The following is a 15785-nucleotide window of genomic DNA, read 5'->3' on the forward strand; positions in this document are numbered from 1 at the left end:
TTTATTCTAAGTTTGAACAACAGGAGGCGGTCGAGTTGAAACCGAAATCCCAGATTGTCAATCTGCCTGTGTATAAGGCGGGCAAACCGATTGAAGAAGTTAAACGTGAGCTGGGGCTGGAGCACGTCATCAAGCTGGCCTCCAACGAGAATCCCTATGGCAGTTCTCCCGCTGTACTTGAGGCAATTACGAGAGAATTGGCTAATGTAAGTATTTATCCCGACGGAAGTGCTGCAGAACTGACAGCGGTGCTTGCCAAGCATTTGGGAGTAGAGCGAGACAATTTGATTTTTGGCTGTGGATCGGATGAAATTATTGCGCTGATCACACGGGCGTTCTTTCTTCCTGGAGATGAGACGATTATGGCGGACCAGACCTTCTCCGTGTATAAAAGCAATGCGGACATCGAGGGTGCTGTAACGATAGAGGTCCCTTTGAAAAATGGAACTCACGACTTGCCAGCAATGCTGGCGCAAATCAATGATAAAACCAAAGCTGTCTGGGTGTGCAATCCGAATAACCCTACCGGTACGATCATTTCCGAGCAAGAGCTGATCGCCTTTATGGACCGGGTGCCGTCGAATGTAATGGTTGTGCTGGACGAGGCTTATTACGAATTCGTAACGGATGAAGCTTATCCGCAAAGCATTTCATTGATTGATCGTTACCCGAACCTGGTTGTTCTGCGGACATTCTCCAAAATATATGGTTTAGCATCACTTCGTATAGGGTACGGAATTGCACGTCCAGAGATCATTGACCTGATTAACCGTGTACGGGAACCGTTTAACACTTCTCGTCTTGGGCAGGTTGCGGCAATGGCTGGACTTCAGGATCAGGTTTTTGTTCAGGAGTGTTCCAAACGGAATGCTGAAGATCGAGAATGGCTACAAAATGAATTTTCACGACTGGGTTTGCCTTATTTTCCAACTCAAGGGAATTTCATTTTGGTTGATGTGAACATGCCATCCACTACAGCGTTTCAATCTTTGTTGAAACAGGGCATTATCGTTCGCTCGGGCTTTCACGTCTATCCAACATACATTCGTGTGTCTGTCGGAACAGCGGAGCAAAATCGTGCTTTTATAGCGGCGCTGGAGAACACACTGGCGGAGAATGTGGCGGCACGCCCTTAATACTGGCGATGAAAGAGTGAGGACCCATGACCATAAAAATTGCAATGATTGGTGTTGGACTCATCGGCGGTTCACTTGCGCTTTGCTTTAAAGGCAAGCCGGGGATTACCGTTATGGGTTACGCACATTTGGAAGAGTTAAAAGACAAGTACATAGCGAGCGGAGTAGTGGATGCTGCGACGCTCTCTCTGGAAGAAGCGGTGCAGGATGCCGACTTCATTTTTTTGTGTGTGCCTGTTGGTTTGCTTGAATCGTATTTTGAACAATTGTCCAGACTGCCGCTGAAAAAAGGCTGTATCATTACAGATGTTGGTAGTACGAAAGCCTCAATTGCAGCTTGTGCGGAACATATCCGGTTAAAAGAGGCCTACTTTATCGGAGGGCACCCGATGGCAGGATCGGAACGGGCGGGTGTGGACGCAGCTTCAGCTGTATTATTTGAGAACGCATATTATGTCCTGACACCGTCCGTGCATGTGCCTGAAGAGGCTTACGGCCGCTTATCCGAGCTTTTAGCATATACTCGTGCTCAGATTGTTCGGGTAGAACCTCTGTTGCATGATGATATTGTGGGTGCAATCAGTCACCTGCCCCATGTTATTGCTGTTGCTCTGGTGAACCAGGTACGTGAATATAACGAATCCAATCCACTGTATAAAATGCTGGCAGCAGGTGGTTTTCGGGATATTACGCGGATTGCGTCCAGCGATGCTATTGTCTGGAGGGATATTCTGCTGAGTAACCGAGAGGTGCTGCTGGAGCTTCTTAAGGACTGGAATAGTCAAATGTTGTCTTTTACAACGATGCTAGAGCAAAAGAACGGGGAAGGCATTGAGGATGCATTTCGTCAGGCACGGGAGTTCCGCAGTGTATTGCCTGAGCGACGCAAGGGCATGATCTCGCCTTTATTTGATCTGTATACAGATGTGCAGGATGCTCCGGGTATGATCGGGAAAATAGCAACAGAGCTCGGGACAAATGATATCAACTTGAGTAACCTTGAAATTATTGAAAACCGGGTGGATGTGCCAGGGATTATGCGTTTGTCATTCCGTCAGGAAGAGGATATGGAACGGGCGAAGACTTTGCTGTCCTCCCTAGGTTATCAGGTGTGGGTTTAGGATGGAAAAGAGGGCGAGAGCTCTCTTTTTTTTGTAACTAGGGGAAGAACTATGTTTTTAGACAAAAAAAAGACCGCTTACATAAGCGGCCATTGCTCACGTGGAGCAATACAGTTATTGGATAGGAGTGGAGAGAAACCATACTGTACTTTTATTATATGTATACGTTTTCATTTTGTCAACACTTTGGACAAATTTATTTGTAAAACTTAGATTTCAAGGAAAAACCGTACAATCAAGGCTTTCAATCTTACCAAAATCGTTTGTAAGGTGCGAAAAAGGATGCTGATAGAATGTACCAAAAAATAAAATTCAAAAAAATATCTCATTTTTGTAACCTTTTTAGAAGTTACTGCGTCTATAGTATGCAAGGCTTTCCAAGAGGCTGTATTAGGAAGTCATGCCAACGAAATGGATGGCATATAAATGTTAAGTCGGACAAAAGTGGATAGCAATGGATTTGCCAGGATGATGCAGACCGTTGTACAATGTTACTGTTATGTAGAAACGTTGGGGAAATTGCCATTACATAGGGGAATTTGGCGGAAGGGCCGTGAATGGTGCTGGACGCTTTTTTTATGCGGTTGAACCGCAACTTTTTTACGCCTGTTCGGTAATACATGGATAGAGTCGAACGGGGAGAAGCACATGGATGGGCGAGGAGGGGTCGCACTCAAATGACGGATTCCCAGTTGATTCGAGAGATCAAGGAAGGTAACGTTGAGTTATATTCCGAGCTGATGAGTCGTTATCAGCGTAAAATACTGGCTTTCGTATATCATATGTTGAAAAGTTCCAATATGGAGCTGCTTGCGGAAGATCTCTGTTCTGAGACATTCTACAAGGCGTTCCGCAGTTTACACTCTTTCCGTGAGGTGGATGCTTCATTCTCCACCTGGTTGTATACTATCGCTAGAAATACGGTATTGAGTGAGCTTCGTAAACAGCGTAGTGGGAATGTTCCGCTTGAGGAGAGCGGCGTAGTTCCTATTGCTCCTATGGAGAATGCTCCTGAGCATGCTGTTCTGCGTAGCGAGCGGGTGATGCTGGTTAGAGATGCGATTAACAATCTGCCAGAGAAGCAACGTTCTGCGATTATACTTCGTGAGTATGATCAGTTGGATTATCAGGAAATCGCGGGTATTTTGGGGCAGAGTGTCAGTTCTGTTAAATCGCTGTTATTCAGGGCAAGATCAAGCGTAAAAACACAATTGGAGCCTTATTTCTTCGAGCCGATGTACGAGCCATATGAAGGGATGAAGAACCGATGAATTGCAATGAAGCCCAGGAACTGTTTGCATTGGTCTGGGACTTACCGGAATCTCATCCACAGCGAATTGCGTTTCAAACACATCTCGCTGGTTGTGAAGAGTGTTCGGAGCAGTTTGAAGTCTGGGAGGAAGCCCAGATGCTGCTGCACAGCATCCCGGTTCCAGTGACAGAGCAACAGGCAGAGAGGGTCAACCGAAACGTAATGGACCGGATTTACGCGGAGTCTCCATGGTTATTACCAGAAGAGGCAAAGGTTAATCGATTCTCTGCGGTAATCCGTAAACATATGTCTTTGTGGATTGCGGCGTTCCTGGCTATATTTTTATGCAGCTTTCTGTACATGGCGATGTTCAAGCCAGAGGTATCAGAAGCTGAGACGTCCAATGTAATTACGACAGGCATCCTTGAGACTGGGGTTGCTGGAAGTACATCTTCTTCCTCGGGATTATATAAGTATGACATTCCTGGAGCAGATAAAGGGAGTATCATTGAACCTTTTGTTGTAAGTATGGGTCCTGCTTATCCTCAATACTGGATGGCATTGTCTCTGCTTGCCATAGGGATGGCTTTGTTTTCACTTGGACGTATGCATCGATCAACAACTAAACGTAAACAAGGTGTGGGTGCATAGGTTTCCAACCTGTCGTTTGCTGTGTGGAGAAATGAGGGATGAATGTGCGGATCGGGCTTGTTCGTCATGGTCTGACAGATTGGAATGCAGCTGGCCGTATACAGGGGCAGACGGATATTCCTTTGAATGAGGAAGGACGAAAGCAAGCAGAATGTCTTGGTAGACGTCTGCAGTCTGAAGACTACCAGTGGGATTATATTGTGACGAGTGGTTTGTCAAGAGCACAGGAAACGGGAGAGATTCTTTCACGGATGCTGAATGTACCTATGCTTAAACCGGACGCACGATTGAAAGAACGAGCATTTGGTCAGGTTGAGGGCCTTACTTCGGATGAACGGGTTGCACGTTGGGGTAAATCCTGGGATACACTTGATTTGGGGCAAGAGCATATCGAGGATATTCAAGTACGTGCGCTGGCTTTTTTGGACGACTTATGGTCTGCCCATTCAAAAGAAAATGTACTAATTGTAACGCATGGTGCTTTTCTTGCTAACCTGTTAACGGCATTATATCAGGACAAATACACCGAACGCATTGGCAATCTGTCGCTGACCATTCTGGAGAAAGAATATGACGATGACTGGATTCCACTCTTATATAATTGCACACAACATCTGTCTATGGATACCACTAAACAATCTGGGTGATAAGCTCAGGTTGTTTTTTTATACCATCTATTTGAGAGATTAAACAGGATTGAGCATAAACTCTACTGTTTTTCTTCTGATTGATTGTTTTGAGGCATAAGATGAGGTAAAACAAAAAAAATGGCAAGAAGAGGTTTAGATTGTGAAGAATCCGTCAACCATGTTTACAAAACCACACTGTTGAAGGCCAGATCAGCAACCTAAAGCAGTGAACGGGTGAGGCGATGGATCCATGAATCTAGCAGATATGCTGACTTTTGCTGATATTGGCCAGCTTAATCGAATAGCAGACTACTATCAATGTGAATGCAAGCCTAATTCCAAACATGAACTCATCCAGAGCATCCTCACAACATTGGGTAGTAAACCTTTCTTTGAGCAACAGATACGTCAATTGAACCAGGCAGATCAACGGTTTTTGAATAACCTGTTATTTGACCCCCGCCAATTTTATGGTATGGAGGAGCTCATCGCCATAGCCCGTCAATCGATGGACAAAAAGGAGAGTGAGGCAGGCTCAAGTCCCCGTGATCTCATTATTCGCTTTACCAAAAGTGGGTGGCTGTTCAATGGGACTACACAGCAGACCAGATATCTCTATCAAGTGCCTAAAGACTTGAAACTGAGGTTCAGAGATGTGTTATCTACACATTTACGAGCAGGCATTGTTAAAACGACAGAGCCGTCCATGTATCGAGAGGAATATCATCTGATGGCAGACGATCTGAAGTTGTTCCTGAAATTTGTGCAGCAACATGAGATCGCTGTGAATGCCGAAGGGTTGATGTATCGACGCTCACAGCAGCAACTTATGGAGCATCTGCACATCTCTGAGGAACTGGTAGGCAAAGCCGGGTGGCGCTTCGGATATGGTCGTTCGTTCAAGGATTATCCGGATCGTTTCGCACTGCTGTATGATTATGCCTTTCACCACCGCTTGATTCGTGAAGAGCAGGGCAGTCTCAGGCTGACAGGGTCTGGTGAAGAGAAACTTGGGGCCGAGAGAGCAACCGAAATGATACAGCTGTTTCGGTTTTGGTTAAGACTTTATAAAGGTGCTGTTCCAAACCTTTCCTCGATTGTGTACTGGACAGGTGAATGTGCCGAGAATTGGTCTACGATGGAATCTCTTTTCCGGCAAATTGGGCCGTTTATCCAGCCGTTTTACTACGACACGGCTGAAGATATCTATGATAAGCGGATCATTAAAATGATGCTGCATCTAGGCTTGATTCGTGCAGGCGAGCATGAACAAGGAAGAGTTCTGCAGATGACGGCTTGGGGAGCAAAGCTTGCATCGTCATGCCGCTCCGTCTCGGCTGATGTTACACCTATTGTGTTTGACAAGTGAAGGACAAGTTGCTACAATCACTCCCAAATTAAGGAGTGATACGAATGATAATTCCATACAAAGGCATAATGCCAGTGTTACACCCTTCCATATATATGGCGGAGGGATCAAAATTGATAGGTGATCTGCAAATGGACGAAGACTCTACCGTTTGGTTCAATGCAGTCCTGCGGGCCGATTTGGCACCTATTATGATTGGAAAGCGTTGCAATATTCAAGATAATGCTGTAGGACATGTTAACACCGATCAACCTCTTATTCTGGGAGATGATGTCTCCGTAGGACATGCTGCAATCATTCATGGTTGTACCATCGGGACGGGGGCATTGATCGGCATGGGAGCCATTGTACTCAATGGTGGCGAAATCGGTGAGTACTCACTGATTGGAGCCGGTTCTGTGGTAACTGAAAATAGTAAAATTCCGCCCTATACTCTCGCTTTGGGGACACCTGCCAAAGTGATTCGTGAATTGACTGAAGCTGATCTGCAGCGGATGTCGAGAACTTCACTGGGTTATGTAATCAAAGGAAGAGAATATAGGAGCTCTTAAATCCGTTTTGGAGGTGCATCCTATTGGATAAAATGAAAGTTACGTATGAAGTCATGTTGGGGCTGGCGGCTGAGATGGTTTGGGACGAGGCGCTTCGCAAACAGAAGAGTGAAAAGCTTTATTTGGAAATCGACAAAGCGTTAGCTACCGGAGACGAAGTAGCTTTCCGGAGTCTGACGGATGAACTGAGGACGATCAATTAACGGATCAATAAAGAACCAATTATATGAATAGTCGGACAAAAAGGAATGCGCAAAAGCGCATTCCTTTTTTTAAATATTTTTTTATATAAACTTAAAATTGAATGAATATCTGGCTTTATAACATATGCTCATATATAATATGGGAATAAAATGGATAGGAAGGGGATATAGGGAATTGAAATTCAGTGAGATGAATCAAGACAGCTGGGCTGAACTGCAACTCTATCTGGATACCTGCCTTGTTCCGTTCACGGCCATGAGCGGTAAACAGTCACCGGTTGAAGCGACTGAAGCGCTGGAGCGGCTAAGAGATTTTCTGGATATGGTAGAGATTCCTTTTAAAGGAAGGATTATGACGTACCCGGCCTATCACTACACAAGTTCACAAATGTCAATGACATTAAATACCTTGTCGACTGAACTCAAAGCTTCTGGATTTAAATATGTGGTAATTATGTCAGCGGATGGATCTTTTGTTGGGATGGATATTCCAGCTGCGGATTTACTTTTAAGTCAAAAGGATCTAGCAGGGCAACTTGAAGAAGGAACAATTGCCCGACATATTGGGGAATGCATTCGAGATCTATGGAAAAGGTGACATCTTGATGACAAATGTGACAAATTTCCAACAGTTTTTTAACAACGCTTACAATTGAACCTTAAAAATGTGTGACAAATTCTTGACGGTGTTCTAGGGCTACTATATGATTATGTATGTTCTAGTAAGTCGTGGAATTTATGATAATGAAAACGATTGAGAGAGTTGGCTGAAAAAGGGGGTTGGAGACAGTATGAGCAGTGAGCATGACCAGCACGAAGCCTCGATGAAACCGCCAAGCAAATTGGAAATGTCGCGCAGGCAGTTTTTGACGTACACGCTTGGTGGAGCTACAGCCTACATGGCCGCCGGTGCAATTCTTCCTATGGTCCGTTTTGCGGTGGACCCGATTTTGCAGCACAAGGGAGAAGGAACCTCTGTCAAAGTGGCTGAGATCAGCAAAATTACAAATGAACCTCAAGAATTTACGTTTGAACTGAAACAACAGGATGGCTGGTATTTGAGTAATGCTTCGTTGGTGGCTTGGATTCGCAAGGACGAACAAGGGAAAATTTATGCGCTTTCACCTATCTGTAAGCATTTGGGATGTACAGTAGGATGGAACAGTGACAAAAATTACCCGAATGAGTACCATTGCCCATGCCACGGCGCGCACTATGACAAGGAAGGGAAGAATCTTGCCGTAGCCCCGAAACCATTGGATGAATATGTGGTTAAGGAGGAACAAGGCTGGGTTTATCTGGGCGAGATTGTTCCGAACACCCGAGTGAAATAGGAGGCGTGAACGCAGATGTTTAAAAATGTCTATGACTGGATTGACGAGCGTCTTGACATCACGCCAATATGGCGGGACGTTGCGGATCATGAAGTGCCAGAGCATGTAAACCCGGCGCATCACTTTTCCGCATTCGTATACTGTTTTGGCGGATTAACGTTCTTTATTACAGTTATTCAGATTCTGTCAGGTATGTTCCTGACGATGTACTACGTTCCAGATATTATTAACGCGTATGCAAGTGTTGAGTATTTGCAGACGAAAGTAGCTTTTGGTCAGATTGTACGCGGTATGCACCATTGGGGGGCCAGTTTGGTTATCGTCATGATGTTCCTACATACGATGCGTGTATTCTTTACAGGCTCATACAAAGCTCCGCGTGAGATGAACTGGGTTGTCGGCATGTTGATTTTCTTCGTCATGCTTGGTCTTGGTCTGACAGGGTATTTGTTGCCTTGGGATAACAAAGCTTATTTTGCAACAAAAGTAACGCTGGAGATTGCCAACACCGTACCTTGGCTTGGACCGATCATCAAGGAATTCCTGCAAGGGGGAACGATCGTTGGTGCGCAGACACTGACACGATTCTTCGCATTGCACGTCTTCTTCCTCCCTGCGGTGCTTCTGGTGCTTCTGGTCGGACACTTTATCATGATCCGCAGACAGGGCATTTCGGGACCACTATAAACCAAAGAAGGGAGGAAACGTAATGGCTCACGGGCACAAGAGCAATGATGAGGAAAAAGTTATCTTTGTCGGTGATTCACGCGTCCGCAAAGGGTCGGGGTTCATTACTCCACCTGATTACACGGCATATCCCGGCAAATCGGAAGCATTTATTCCTAACTTCTTGCTTAAAGAGTGGATGGTCGGGGTCGTTGTTCTGGTCGGCATTCTCGTGTTGACCATCTCGGAACCCGCACCTCTCGGTTATCCGGCTAATCCAAGTGCATCGGTTATCCCGATGCCGGACTGGTACTTTCTTTTCCTGTATCAGTATTTGAAATATCCTTATGCATCTGGAGATTATGTCCTTCTGGGTGTACTGGGTGTCAGCGGTGTCGCATTCGGAGCTCTGCTGCTGGCTCCTTTCCTGGATACAGGGAAAGAGCGTCGTTTCTACAAACGTCCGATTGCTTCGGCCTTAATGTTACTGTCCGTTATCTCGGTATTCTATCTGACAAACGTAGCATGGACACACTACAAGCACGAGCTTGAAGCGTCAGGACAGAAGCCGGAGCATATTCAGCGGGAGGAAGAAGCTCTGGAGAAACATGAGCAGGGCCTGCCTACTTCTAATGCACCTGGACAGCAGCAGGAGGAAGTCGCGATTGTTGATAAGGACGATCCTGCGATGGAAGCGTACAAAAAGGCTGGATGTATTGGCTGTCACGCAACCGATATGAAAGGCCAAGGCAACGCACCTTCTCTTCGTGGCGTTGGTGACAAGCACAGTCAAGAAGAGATTGTGACGATCATTAAAGAGGGCTACAATGGAATGCCTCCAATGTATGACCAAGCTATTGCTCAAGGTGTTACCGATGAGGAAATCACTCATCTAGCGGAATGGCTTGCGAAACAGAAGGCAGAACAGTAAAATCGAATTAATGAAAAAACCTGATCGTTATGCGGTCAGGTTTTTTTGAAGTCTTTTAAAGAATATGTGAAATTCAGTTGTCTATATAGGTTGAACAATTCTGTCACCGGAGTGGGCTGTGTAAAATCTTTGGTTCAACTTATATAGTTGAAGAGTCAATAATGAGTGAAGGAAGAAGGTGCAGTGTTCGTGGCTTTATCGTTTTTTTGGAGCAGAGAGTTTCTAACCAATCGGTATTTCCTGTGGCTTTTGTTCTGGTGTAATGCGCTTGGTACGGTATATGGCTACATCTGGTATGGTGAACAAATGAAATGGACTCTTGCCCACCAACCCGCGTGGCAGATCGTATTTGTACCAGATAGCCCAACAGCAAGCCTGTTTTTTACACTAGCGCTGTTGTGGGTACTGTATCCTGTGAAGTCCGCAGTCCTGCAACGGATTGGACATATTATCCAGGCGCTCGCAGTTGTTACCTCTGTTAAATATGGCGTATGGGCTGTATCTATCATTTTTGCTGGCTGGTCTCAAGGGGGAACACAGCACTGGCAGGACTGGATGCTGATCGCTTCCCATAGTGCAATGGCAATTGAAGCACTGATATATGTACGGTTCTTCGGCTTCCGCTGGTTGTCGTTGATTGTAGCAGGTCTCTGGACACTGTTGAATGATACGATGGATTATACATACGATATTTATCCGTGGTTGCCTGCGGCACTGTATCAGCATGTACAGGCTGTTCGCAATTTTACAGTTACGTTGACCATCGTGAGCATTCTTGCGGCTTGGCTTGCGTTAAAGCAGGCCAAAAGAGCCTGAGTATACAAGCTTAGCTTGTTCTAACCAGCCGTCCCTCGCCATACATTGATGATGGGAGGGATGTCCATGAAGAGAACATTCGGGAGTCTAGCGGGATGGTTGACGGTATCACTCATGGCTCTGCTGCTTTGGACCAATGCTTCATACCGGGTATCCGCGCAAAGTGGTGACTTCAAACCAAATGTGAATCAGGAAGTGTCCTCAACTTATACCATTGCACAATTGAACGAAGAGGCTGCTGTACTCTATCGCAGGGTGCTCGAAAATAATATGGAGGAAGTACGTGCCAGTATTACGCGGATCGATAACAATCTGGCACATGTCTCGTTTGAGGGTAAAACCTCTGTCGAGGGCATCCATGCGTTGTCGGAAACGGTGGTAGAAGTCAAGGAGGCTGCTGCTAAATTCAAAGGGGATAGACATTTACTTCAGCAGACCTCAGCCAAACTCAGACTTGCTGCGGACAGTCTAGCCAATCCGGCTAAACCGCTCTGGCTCCAATATTATAAAATTGTGAAGAGTGATCTGGATGCATTATCACTGGCAGCTAATCAGAACAACAATGCAGCTATTCTGACTAATCGCTTTAGCGTTCTTGAAGAGCACTATGAAACGATCCGTCCAGCGGCAATCATTCGGCTTGAGCCGTATCAGATCGCTCAAATGGACGCGTGGTTATCCCATCTCAAAGGACTGACACACGCAAAGCAGTCAGATGGATCACAGCTACGTAGCATGGCTGTGCATGGGGAAGAGCTAGTGAATCAATTGTTTGGACGTGAAAAGGATGAGAGCGCCTTTGTGCCTTATGTACAGGGGCCAGATCGCAGGGCAGCAGGGCTGGTGATAAGTTCTGTCATTGTTGCTACACTAAGTTATGCGGGGTACCGAAAGTATCGTGCCGAGCAACAGGATATCTTTACATATCGCCGCTAGTCAGTTTTTCCTATTTATCATGCTAGATGTATCATAAAAGAACAACGAAAACCTCTTGCCACAAAGACAGGCTTTAGACTGACTTTTACTTGTGGGAAGAGGTTTCTTTGTTGCATCTTTCCTATCGTTAGAGCAAAGTCTCAGCTTTCTTTGAAACCTTCCCCATGCACATCATGTACATCACTGATAATGACAAATGCCCTGGGATCAATGGAACGTACAATCGTCTGTAATCTGCGAAACTCTTGCCTGGAAATAACACAGTAGGCCATATGTTTTGCTTGTTTCGAGTAAGCGCCGATGGCTGGAATGAGCGTAACGCCGCGATCCATATCTTTGGTGATCTGATCGGCAATCTCGGGAGCATGATCGCTGATGATCATAAATGCACGGGCTGAATATGCACCTTCCTGAATGAAATCAATCACTTTAGATGCAATAAACACAGCGACGAGTGTATACAGAATTTTTTCCTTGGGAATGTAAATGAGGGAAAGGCCAATGATCACAAAGTCGATACCTAACAGCACTCGTCCCATACTCCATCCGTATTTTCGATTCAGGATACGCGCGATAATGTCGGAACCACCTGTCGTACCCCCCCAGCGGAACACGATGCCAAGGCCGGCTCCCAAGGTAACCCCTGCATATAATGCGGCCAGGAGAAGGTCATTCTCAGTATGTAACGGTTCAATCCAGCCTTGATGAATCATTTTCTCAAACAGCCACAGAAATAAGGTCAATGCCCCGATCCCGATTCCGGTATACATCATCTGTCTACTACCGAGCACTTTAAGCCCAATCAGAAATAGCGGAACATTTAAAATAAGAGTGGTCAGGGAAGGAGACACCCCGAAGGCATAGTTAATCAACACGGTAACCCCGGTAAGCCCGCCCTCCATCAACTGATTGGGGATAATAAAATAAAGAAGCCCAAAGGCGTATAAAGCTGTACCCAACAGTATTGGGAGTACAAGTTTTAGTTGAAACCACGTTTTGGTAGTGCTCATAAGATCCCTCTCTGTACTTGAATTAGAATGAGGAAGTGATCATTCCCATCTTAGTATACCTGTTTCTATAGTCTTTAAAAATGATTTATGCCGGACATTAATCATGATTTGTGCCGTATGATGGTGGAAGTAAACATCAATAACTGATATTATTAGGAACAAACACGACATCAGAATAGAAGGAGAACCTGCTCTCATGGAGAAAAGTATGGCGGAAATGCAGCGTGAGGTTGACCTCTATATTTCTCAATTCAAAGAGGGATATTTCAGTCCTCTGGCCATGCTGGCCCGGATGTCTGAAGAGGTTGGAGAGCTTGCCCGTGAAGTGAATCACGAGTTCGGAGAGAAACCGAAGAAAGCTTCCGAAGCTGCCAATTCAATTGAACTTGAGCTTGGTGATATTTTGTTTATCACCATCTGCTTTGCAAACTCGCTCGGTATTGATTTGGCTGAAGCGCATGACAAAGTTATGCATAAATTTAATACCCGCGACGCAAATCGGTGGACTCCAAAAAACACCGATTAGGCGTAGATTACATATGCTGTACCATCACCCGCACGGGGAGGGTCAGCTTGATGATGAAACCGGAAGATTATATGCAGCAGGCTTACCGCTGTATATTGCAAAATGATTTTGAGCAAGCCATTCGCTGGTTCGAAGCGGCTATTCATGCTCACCCGGAACATGCCGAGTTATATTATCGCTGTTCCATCACGCACGCCCGAAGCAAACATTTGCTTCCTGCACTTGAATATGCCCGCAAGGCAGTTGAACTATCCGAAGGTGTCGAGGAATATGTGCTTCATCTGCAGACACTTGAAGCGAAACAACTTACAGTTAGAGCCAAATTGTTGCTTGAGCAGGTTGGAACAGAATCATGCAAGCCTTATGTCGAGGCTTCTCAGCTTCTTAAAGAAGCCATTAGGCTGGATCCACTGTCTGTGGAGGCACATGTGATGCTGGCTCTGGCTCACAGCGATCTGAACGAATACGAAAGTGCCCTTCAAGTGCTACAGGACGCAATTCTGCTTGATCCGCAGAACGGGCAGTTGTATCAGATGTTACAACAAACGAAGCAACGGTTGAAATCGATGCAGTAAGTGACATCACAGTCAAGTGTTGCAACAATACAGACTGGATGAGATGCATGGGTTAAAACGATTAGATGAACTAACATAGTGAAGGAGATGCAGCCAAGATGAGTGAAGTGATTAGAGTTGCCGTGATCGGAGCGGCTGGGCGAATGGGCCGTGAAGTTGTGAAACTGGTACTGCAAGACCCGGATTTGGAGCTTGCAGCCGCTGTCAACCGCTCCGGAGCAGGCACGGATGCAGGAACGCTGGTAGGACTGCCTGAGTGTGGCGTATTGGTAACAGATGATATCGAGATGGCTTTTGCTGAAACCAAACCACAGGTCATGGTTGACTTTACAGTGCCTCAATTTGCTTTTGCTCATACAGAGATTGCTATCCGCCATGGCGTAAGACCCGTCATGGGTGTTACCGGCTTCACGCCGGAGCAGATTGAACAGTTGGACAAGCAGTGCCAGGAGAAAGGTATTGGTGGGCTGATCGCTCCTAATTTCTCGATTGGAGCCATCCTTATGATGCGTTTTGCAGCACAGGCAGCCAAACATATGCCTAACGTAGAGATCATTGAATATCACGGTGATCAGAAGTTGGATGCACCTTCCGGAACGGCGATCAAAACAGCAGAATTGATTGCAGCGAATCGTGAAGAAATTCGTCAAGGCAATCCAAACGAAGAAGAAACAATTGAGGGCGCGCGTGGGGGATATTATAACGGATTCCGCATCCACAGCGTACGTTTGCCAGGTGTATTTGCACAGCAGGAAGTTGTATTTGGCGATTACGGACAGTCGCTGAAAATTCGTCATGATTCATATGAGCGTGCTGGTTATATGCCAGGAGTCAAGATCGGCGTACAAAAGGTGATGGAATATACAGGACTCGTTTACGGCTTTGACCACTTTATCGACTAAAGGAGATTGAAGATTGTCATGTTAAAAATCGCATTTATTGCCCATGATCGTAAAAAAGAAGAAATGGTAAACTTCGTTACCGCTTATGAGCCTGTGTTTACAGACCATCAATTATATTCAACGGGTACGACAGGTCTTCGTATTATGGAAGGGACATCCCTGCAGATTCATCGTTTTGAATCAGGGCCGCTTGGGGGAGACCAACAGATTGGAGCGTTGGTTGCACAAAACGAGATGGATCTGATCATTTTCCTTCGCGATCCGTTAATGGCGCAACCCCACGAGCCGGACATTAATGCACTGCTTCGCCTATGCGATGTTCAGGGTATCCCACTGGCAACCAATATTGCAACAGCCGAGATCCTTGTTAAAGCTCTTGACCGTGGCGATTTTGCTTGGAGGGAACTCGTACATAAGTATAAGCCGGACGCTGGATTGAATACGGGTGACTCTCAATGAGTCTCGATATTCTTATCTTCGGTGCACATGCGGACGATGCCGAGATTGGCATGGCTGGAACGATTGCGAAACATACGGCTGCCGGGTTAAAGGTAGGTGTATGTGACCTGACTCGTGCGGAGATGTCCTCCAATGGCACCGTGGAGCGCAGAACCGAGGAAGCGGAGCAAGCCTCACGCGTCCTCGGTCTTTCGTGTCGAACAAATCTCGGATTACCTGACCGCGGGCTGTATATTACGCCGGAACATGTACAAGCGATTACCGCTGAGATTCGCAGACATGCACCCCGAATTGTTTTTGCACCTTATTGGGAGGATCGGCATCCCGATCATATTATGTGCAGTAAACTGGTGCAAGAAGCAGTGTTTAATGCGAAGCTTCGAAATTATATGCCGGACATGCCGGCTGTACAAGTGAAGGAAACTTACTTTTATTTTATCAACGATATCGGCCCTACGGATTTGATTGTAGATATTACGGAACACTATGAACAAAAGGAAGCCTCACTCCGCTGTTATCGATCTCAGTTCGAGCAGGGTGCAGGCATCGTATCTACACCGCTGAATCAAGGTTATATCGAACGGGTGAGGGCACGTGATTCCTTGCTTGGACAACGTAGCTTGATCCCGTTTGCAGAAGGATTTGCAACGATAACACCTTATATAGTGAAACAGTTTGGCGTCTAATTGCCTCTACCTCTGTTTATATGGATAGAACA

Annotated in this window: 20 protein-coding genes; 19 read left to right on the top strand and 1 reads right to left on the bottom strand. The window is 45.9% G+C overall.

The genetic code is table 11. From position 1 onward, the window contains the following. Positions 1-35 precede the first annotated feature (35 nt). The 14 genes from hisC (at position 36) to EC604_RS21115 (ending at position 11595) form a co-directional block, all read left to right on the top strand. A complete protein-coding gene (gene hisC, locus EC604_RS21050) occupies positions 36-1136 on the top strand; it encodes a histidinol-phosphate transaminase (RefSeq protein WP_123066027.1) in 1101 nt (366 codons plus the stop codon). Between the two features lie 26 nt (positions 1137-1162). Continuing rightward, positions 1163-2257, top strand: coding sequence for a prephenate dehydrogenase (locus EC604_RS21055; RefSeq protein WP_123066028.1), 1095 nt, complete (start codon positions 1163-1165; stop codon positions 2255-2257). Positions 2258-2934: 677 nt separating this feature from the next. Next, a complete protein-coding gene (locus tag EC604_RS21060; protein ID WP_123066029.1) occupies positions 2935-3528 on the top strand; it encodes an RNA polymerase sigma factor in 594 nt (197 codons plus the stop codon). Beyond that, positions 3525-4160 carry an anti-sigma factor family protein gene (locus EC604_RS21065; RefSeq protein ID WP_123066030.1) on the top strand — a complete coding sequence of 212 codons (636 nt, stop codon included), beginning with the start codon at positions 3525-3527 and terminating at the stop codon, positions 4158-4160. The genes EC604_RS21060 and EC604_RS21065 overlap by 4 nt, the downstream gene beginning before the upstream one ends. A gap of 44 nt (positions 4161-4204) precedes the next feature. Further along, complete coding sequence (locus EC604_RS21070; RefSeq protein ID WP_123066138.1) at positions 4205-4807, top strand: histidine phosphatase family protein; 603 nt, start codon at positions 4205-4207, stop codon at positions 4805-4807. A gap of 232 nt (positions 4808-5039) precedes the next feature. Then, a complete protein-coding gene (locus EC604_RS21075) occupies positions 5040-6158 on the top strand; it encodes a hypothetical protein (protein ID WP_123066031.1) in 1119 nt (372 codons plus the stop codon). A 44-nt stretch (positions 6159-6202) separates the two neighbouring features. Then, positions 6203-6709 (top strand): gamma carbonic anhydrase family protein, encoded by a 507-nt coding sequence (locus tag EC604_RS21080; protein WP_123066032.1) that lies wholly within the window; start codon positions 6203-6205, stop codon positions 6707-6709. Between the two features lie 23 nt (positions 6710-6732). Beyond that, the gene (locus EC604_RS21085; RefSeq protein ID WP_090917186.1) at positions 6733-6912 is read left to right on the top strand and encodes an IDEAL domain-containing protein; all 180 of its coding nucleotides are present in this window, start codon (positions 6733-6735) and stop codon (positions 6910-6912) included. Between the two features lie 190 nt (positions 6913-7102). Continuing rightward, positions 7103-7510, top strand: a complete 408-nt coding sequence (locus tag EC604_RS21090) for a DUF2487 family protein (RefSeq protein ID WP_240037069.1) — start codon at positions 7103-7105, stop codon at positions 7508-7510. A gap of 193 nt (positions 7511-7703) precedes the next feature. Further along, positions 7704-8246, top strand: coding sequence for a ubiquinol-cytochrome c reductase iron-sulfur subunit (locus tag EC604_RS21095; RefSeq protein WP_090917182.1), 543 nt, complete (start codon positions 7704-7706; stop codon positions 8244-8246). Positions 8247-8261: 15 nt separating this feature from the next. Next, a complete protein-coding gene (gene qcrB, locus EC604_RS21100) occupies positions 8262-8933 on the top strand; it encodes a menaquinol-cytochrome c reductase cytochrome b subunit (protein ID WP_017687726.1) in 672 nt (223 codons plus the stop codon). Positions 8934-8955: 22 nt separating this feature from the next. After that, the gene (locus tag EC604_RS21105; RefSeq protein ID WP_123066034.1) at positions 8956-9843 is read left to right on the top strand and encodes a menaquinol-cytochrome c reductase cytochrome b/c subunit; all 888 of its coding nucleotides are present in this window, start codon (positions 8956-8958) and stop codon (positions 9841-9843) included. A 189-nt stretch (positions 9844-10032) separates the two neighbouring features. Next, positions 10033-10659: a DUF1405 domain-containing protein gene (locus tag EC604_RS21110; protein WP_123066139.1), complete on the top strand. Its 627-nt coding sequence runs from the start codon at positions 10033-10035 to the stop codon at positions 10657-10659. Between the two features lie 66 nt (positions 10660-10725). Beyond that, the gene (locus EC604_RS21115; RefSeq protein WP_161557001.1) at positions 10726-11595 is read left to right on the top strand and encodes a sporulation protein YpjB; all 870 of its coding nucleotides are present in this window, start codon (positions 10726-10728) and stop codon (positions 11593-11595) included. Positions 11596-11735: 140 nt separating this feature from the next. On the opposite strand, the gene EC604_RS21120 is transcribed toward EC604_RS21115, so the two are convergent. Beyond that, positions 11736-12605 (bottom strand): YitT family protein, encoded by an 870-nt coding sequence (locus EC604_RS21120; protein ID WP_123066036.1) that lies wholly within the window; start codon positions 12603-12605, stop codon positions 11736-11738. 196 nt (positions 12606-12801) lie between these two features. On the opposite strand from EC604_RS21120, the gene EC604_RS21125 reads away from it, so the two are divergent. The 5 genes from EC604_RS21125 (at position 12802) to bshB1 (ending at position 15753) form a co-directional block, all read left to right on the top strand. Beyond that, positions 12802-13131, top strand: coding sequence for a nucleotide pyrophosphohydrolase (locus EC604_RS21125; RefSeq protein WP_090917174.1), 330 nt, complete (start codon positions 12802-12804; stop codon positions 13129-13131). Positions 13132-13181: 50 nt separating this feature from the next. Beyond that, complete coding sequence (locus tag EC604_RS21130) at positions 13182-13706, top strand: tetratricopeptide repeat protein (RefSeq protein ID WP_123066037.1); 525 nt, start codon at positions 13182-13184, stop codon at positions 13704-13706. Positions 13707-13804: 98 nt separating this feature from the next. Further along, positions 13805-14608: a 4-hydroxy-tetrahydrodipicolinate reductase gene (gene dapB, locus EC604_RS21135; RefSeq protein ID WP_090917170.1), complete on the top strand. Its 804-nt coding sequence runs from the start codon at positions 13805-13807 to the stop codon at positions 14606-14608. 18 nt (positions 14609-14626) lie between these two features. Further along, positions 14627-15067 (top strand): methylglyoxal synthase, encoded by a 441-nt coding sequence (mgsA, locus tag EC604_RS21140; protein ID WP_090917168.1) that lies wholly within the window; start codon positions 14627-14629, stop codon positions 15065-15067. Continuing rightward, positions 15064-15753 carry a bacillithiol biosynthesis deacetylase BshB1 gene (gene bshB1, locus EC604_RS21145; RefSeq protein WP_123066038.1) on the top strand — a complete coding sequence of 230 codons (690 nt, stop codon included), beginning with the start codon at positions 15064-15066 and terminating at the stop codon, positions 15751-15753. The genes mgsA and bshB1 overlap by 4 nt, the downstream gene beginning before the upstream one ends. The last annotated feature ends 32 nt before the right edge of the window (positions 15754-15785 follow it).

This window comes from Paenibacillus amylolyticus (assembly GCF_003719335.1).
GTDB lineage: Bacteria > Bacillota > Bacilli > Paenibacillales > Paenibacillaceae > Paenibacillus > Paenibacillus amylolyticus_D.

What these genes read in the sequence shown, in the direction of transcription:
- EC604_RS21055 (WP_123066028.1), top strand. Translation starts at nt 1,163, where the DNA reads ATGACCATAAAAATTGCAATGATTGGTGTTGGACTCATCGGCGGTTCA.
- EC604_RS21060 (WP_123066029.1), top strand. Translation starts at nt 2,935, where the DNA reads ATGACGGATTCCCAGTTGATTCGAGAGATCAAGGAAGGTAACGTTGAG.
- EC604_RS21065 (WP_123066030.1), top strand. Translation starts at nt 3,525, where the DNA reads ATGAATTGCAATGAAGCCCAGGAACTGTTTGCATTGGTCTGGGACTTA.
- EC604_RS21075 (WP_123066031.1), top strand. Translation starts at nt 5,040, where the DNA reads ATGAATCTAGCAGATATGCTGACTTTTGCTGATATTGGCCAGCTTAAT.
- EC604_RS21080 (WP_123066032.1), top strand. Translation starts at nt 6,203, where the DNA reads ATGATAATTCCATACAAAGGCATAATGCCAGTGTTACACCCTTCCATA.
- EC604_RS21090 (WP_240037069.1), top strand. Translation starts at nt 7,103, where the DNA reads ATGAATCAAGACAGCTGGGCTGAACTGCAACTCTATCTGGATACCTGC.
- EC604_RS21095 (WP_090917182.1), top strand. Translation starts at nt 7,704, where the DNA reads ATGAGCAGTGAGCATGACCAGCACGAAGCCTCGATGAAACCGCCAAGC.
- qcrB (WP_017687726.1), top strand. Translation starts at nt 8,262, where the DNA reads ATGTTTAAAAATGTCTATGACTGGATTGACGAGCGTCTTGACATCACG.
- EC604_RS21105 (WP_123066034.1), top strand. Translation starts at nt 8,956, where the DNA reads ATGGCTCACGGGCACAAGAGCAATGATGAGGAAAAAGTTATCTTTGTC.
- EC604_RS21115 (WP_161557001.1), top strand. Translation starts at nt 10,726, where the DNA reads ATGAAGAGAACATTCGGGAGTCTAGCGGGATGGTTGACGGTATCACTC.
- EC604_RS21120 (WP_123066036.1), bottom strand. Translation starts at nt 12,605, where the DNA reads ATGAGCACTACCAAAACGTGGTTTCAACTAAAACTTGTACTCCCAATA.
- EC604_RS21125 (WP_090917174.1), top strand. Translation starts at nt 12,802, where the DNA reads ATGGAGAAAAGTATGGCGGAAATGCAGCGTGAGGTTGACCTCTATATT.
- EC604_RS21130 (WP_123066037.1), top strand. Translation starts at nt 13,182, where the DNA reads ATGATGAAACCGGAAGATTATATGCAGCAGGCTTACCGCTGTATATTG.
- dapB (WP_090917170.1), top strand. Translation starts at nt 13,805, where the DNA reads ATGAGTGAAGTGATTAGAGTTGCCGTGATCGGAGCGGCTGGGCGAATG.
- mgsA (WP_090917168.1), top strand. Translation starts at nt 14,627, where the DNA reads ATGTTAAAAATCGCATTTATTGCCCATGATCGTAAAAAAGAAGAAATG.
- bshB1 (WP_123066038.1), top strand. Translation starts at nt 15,064, where the DNA reads ATGAGTCTCGATATTCTTATCTTCGGTGCACATGCGGACGATGCCGAG.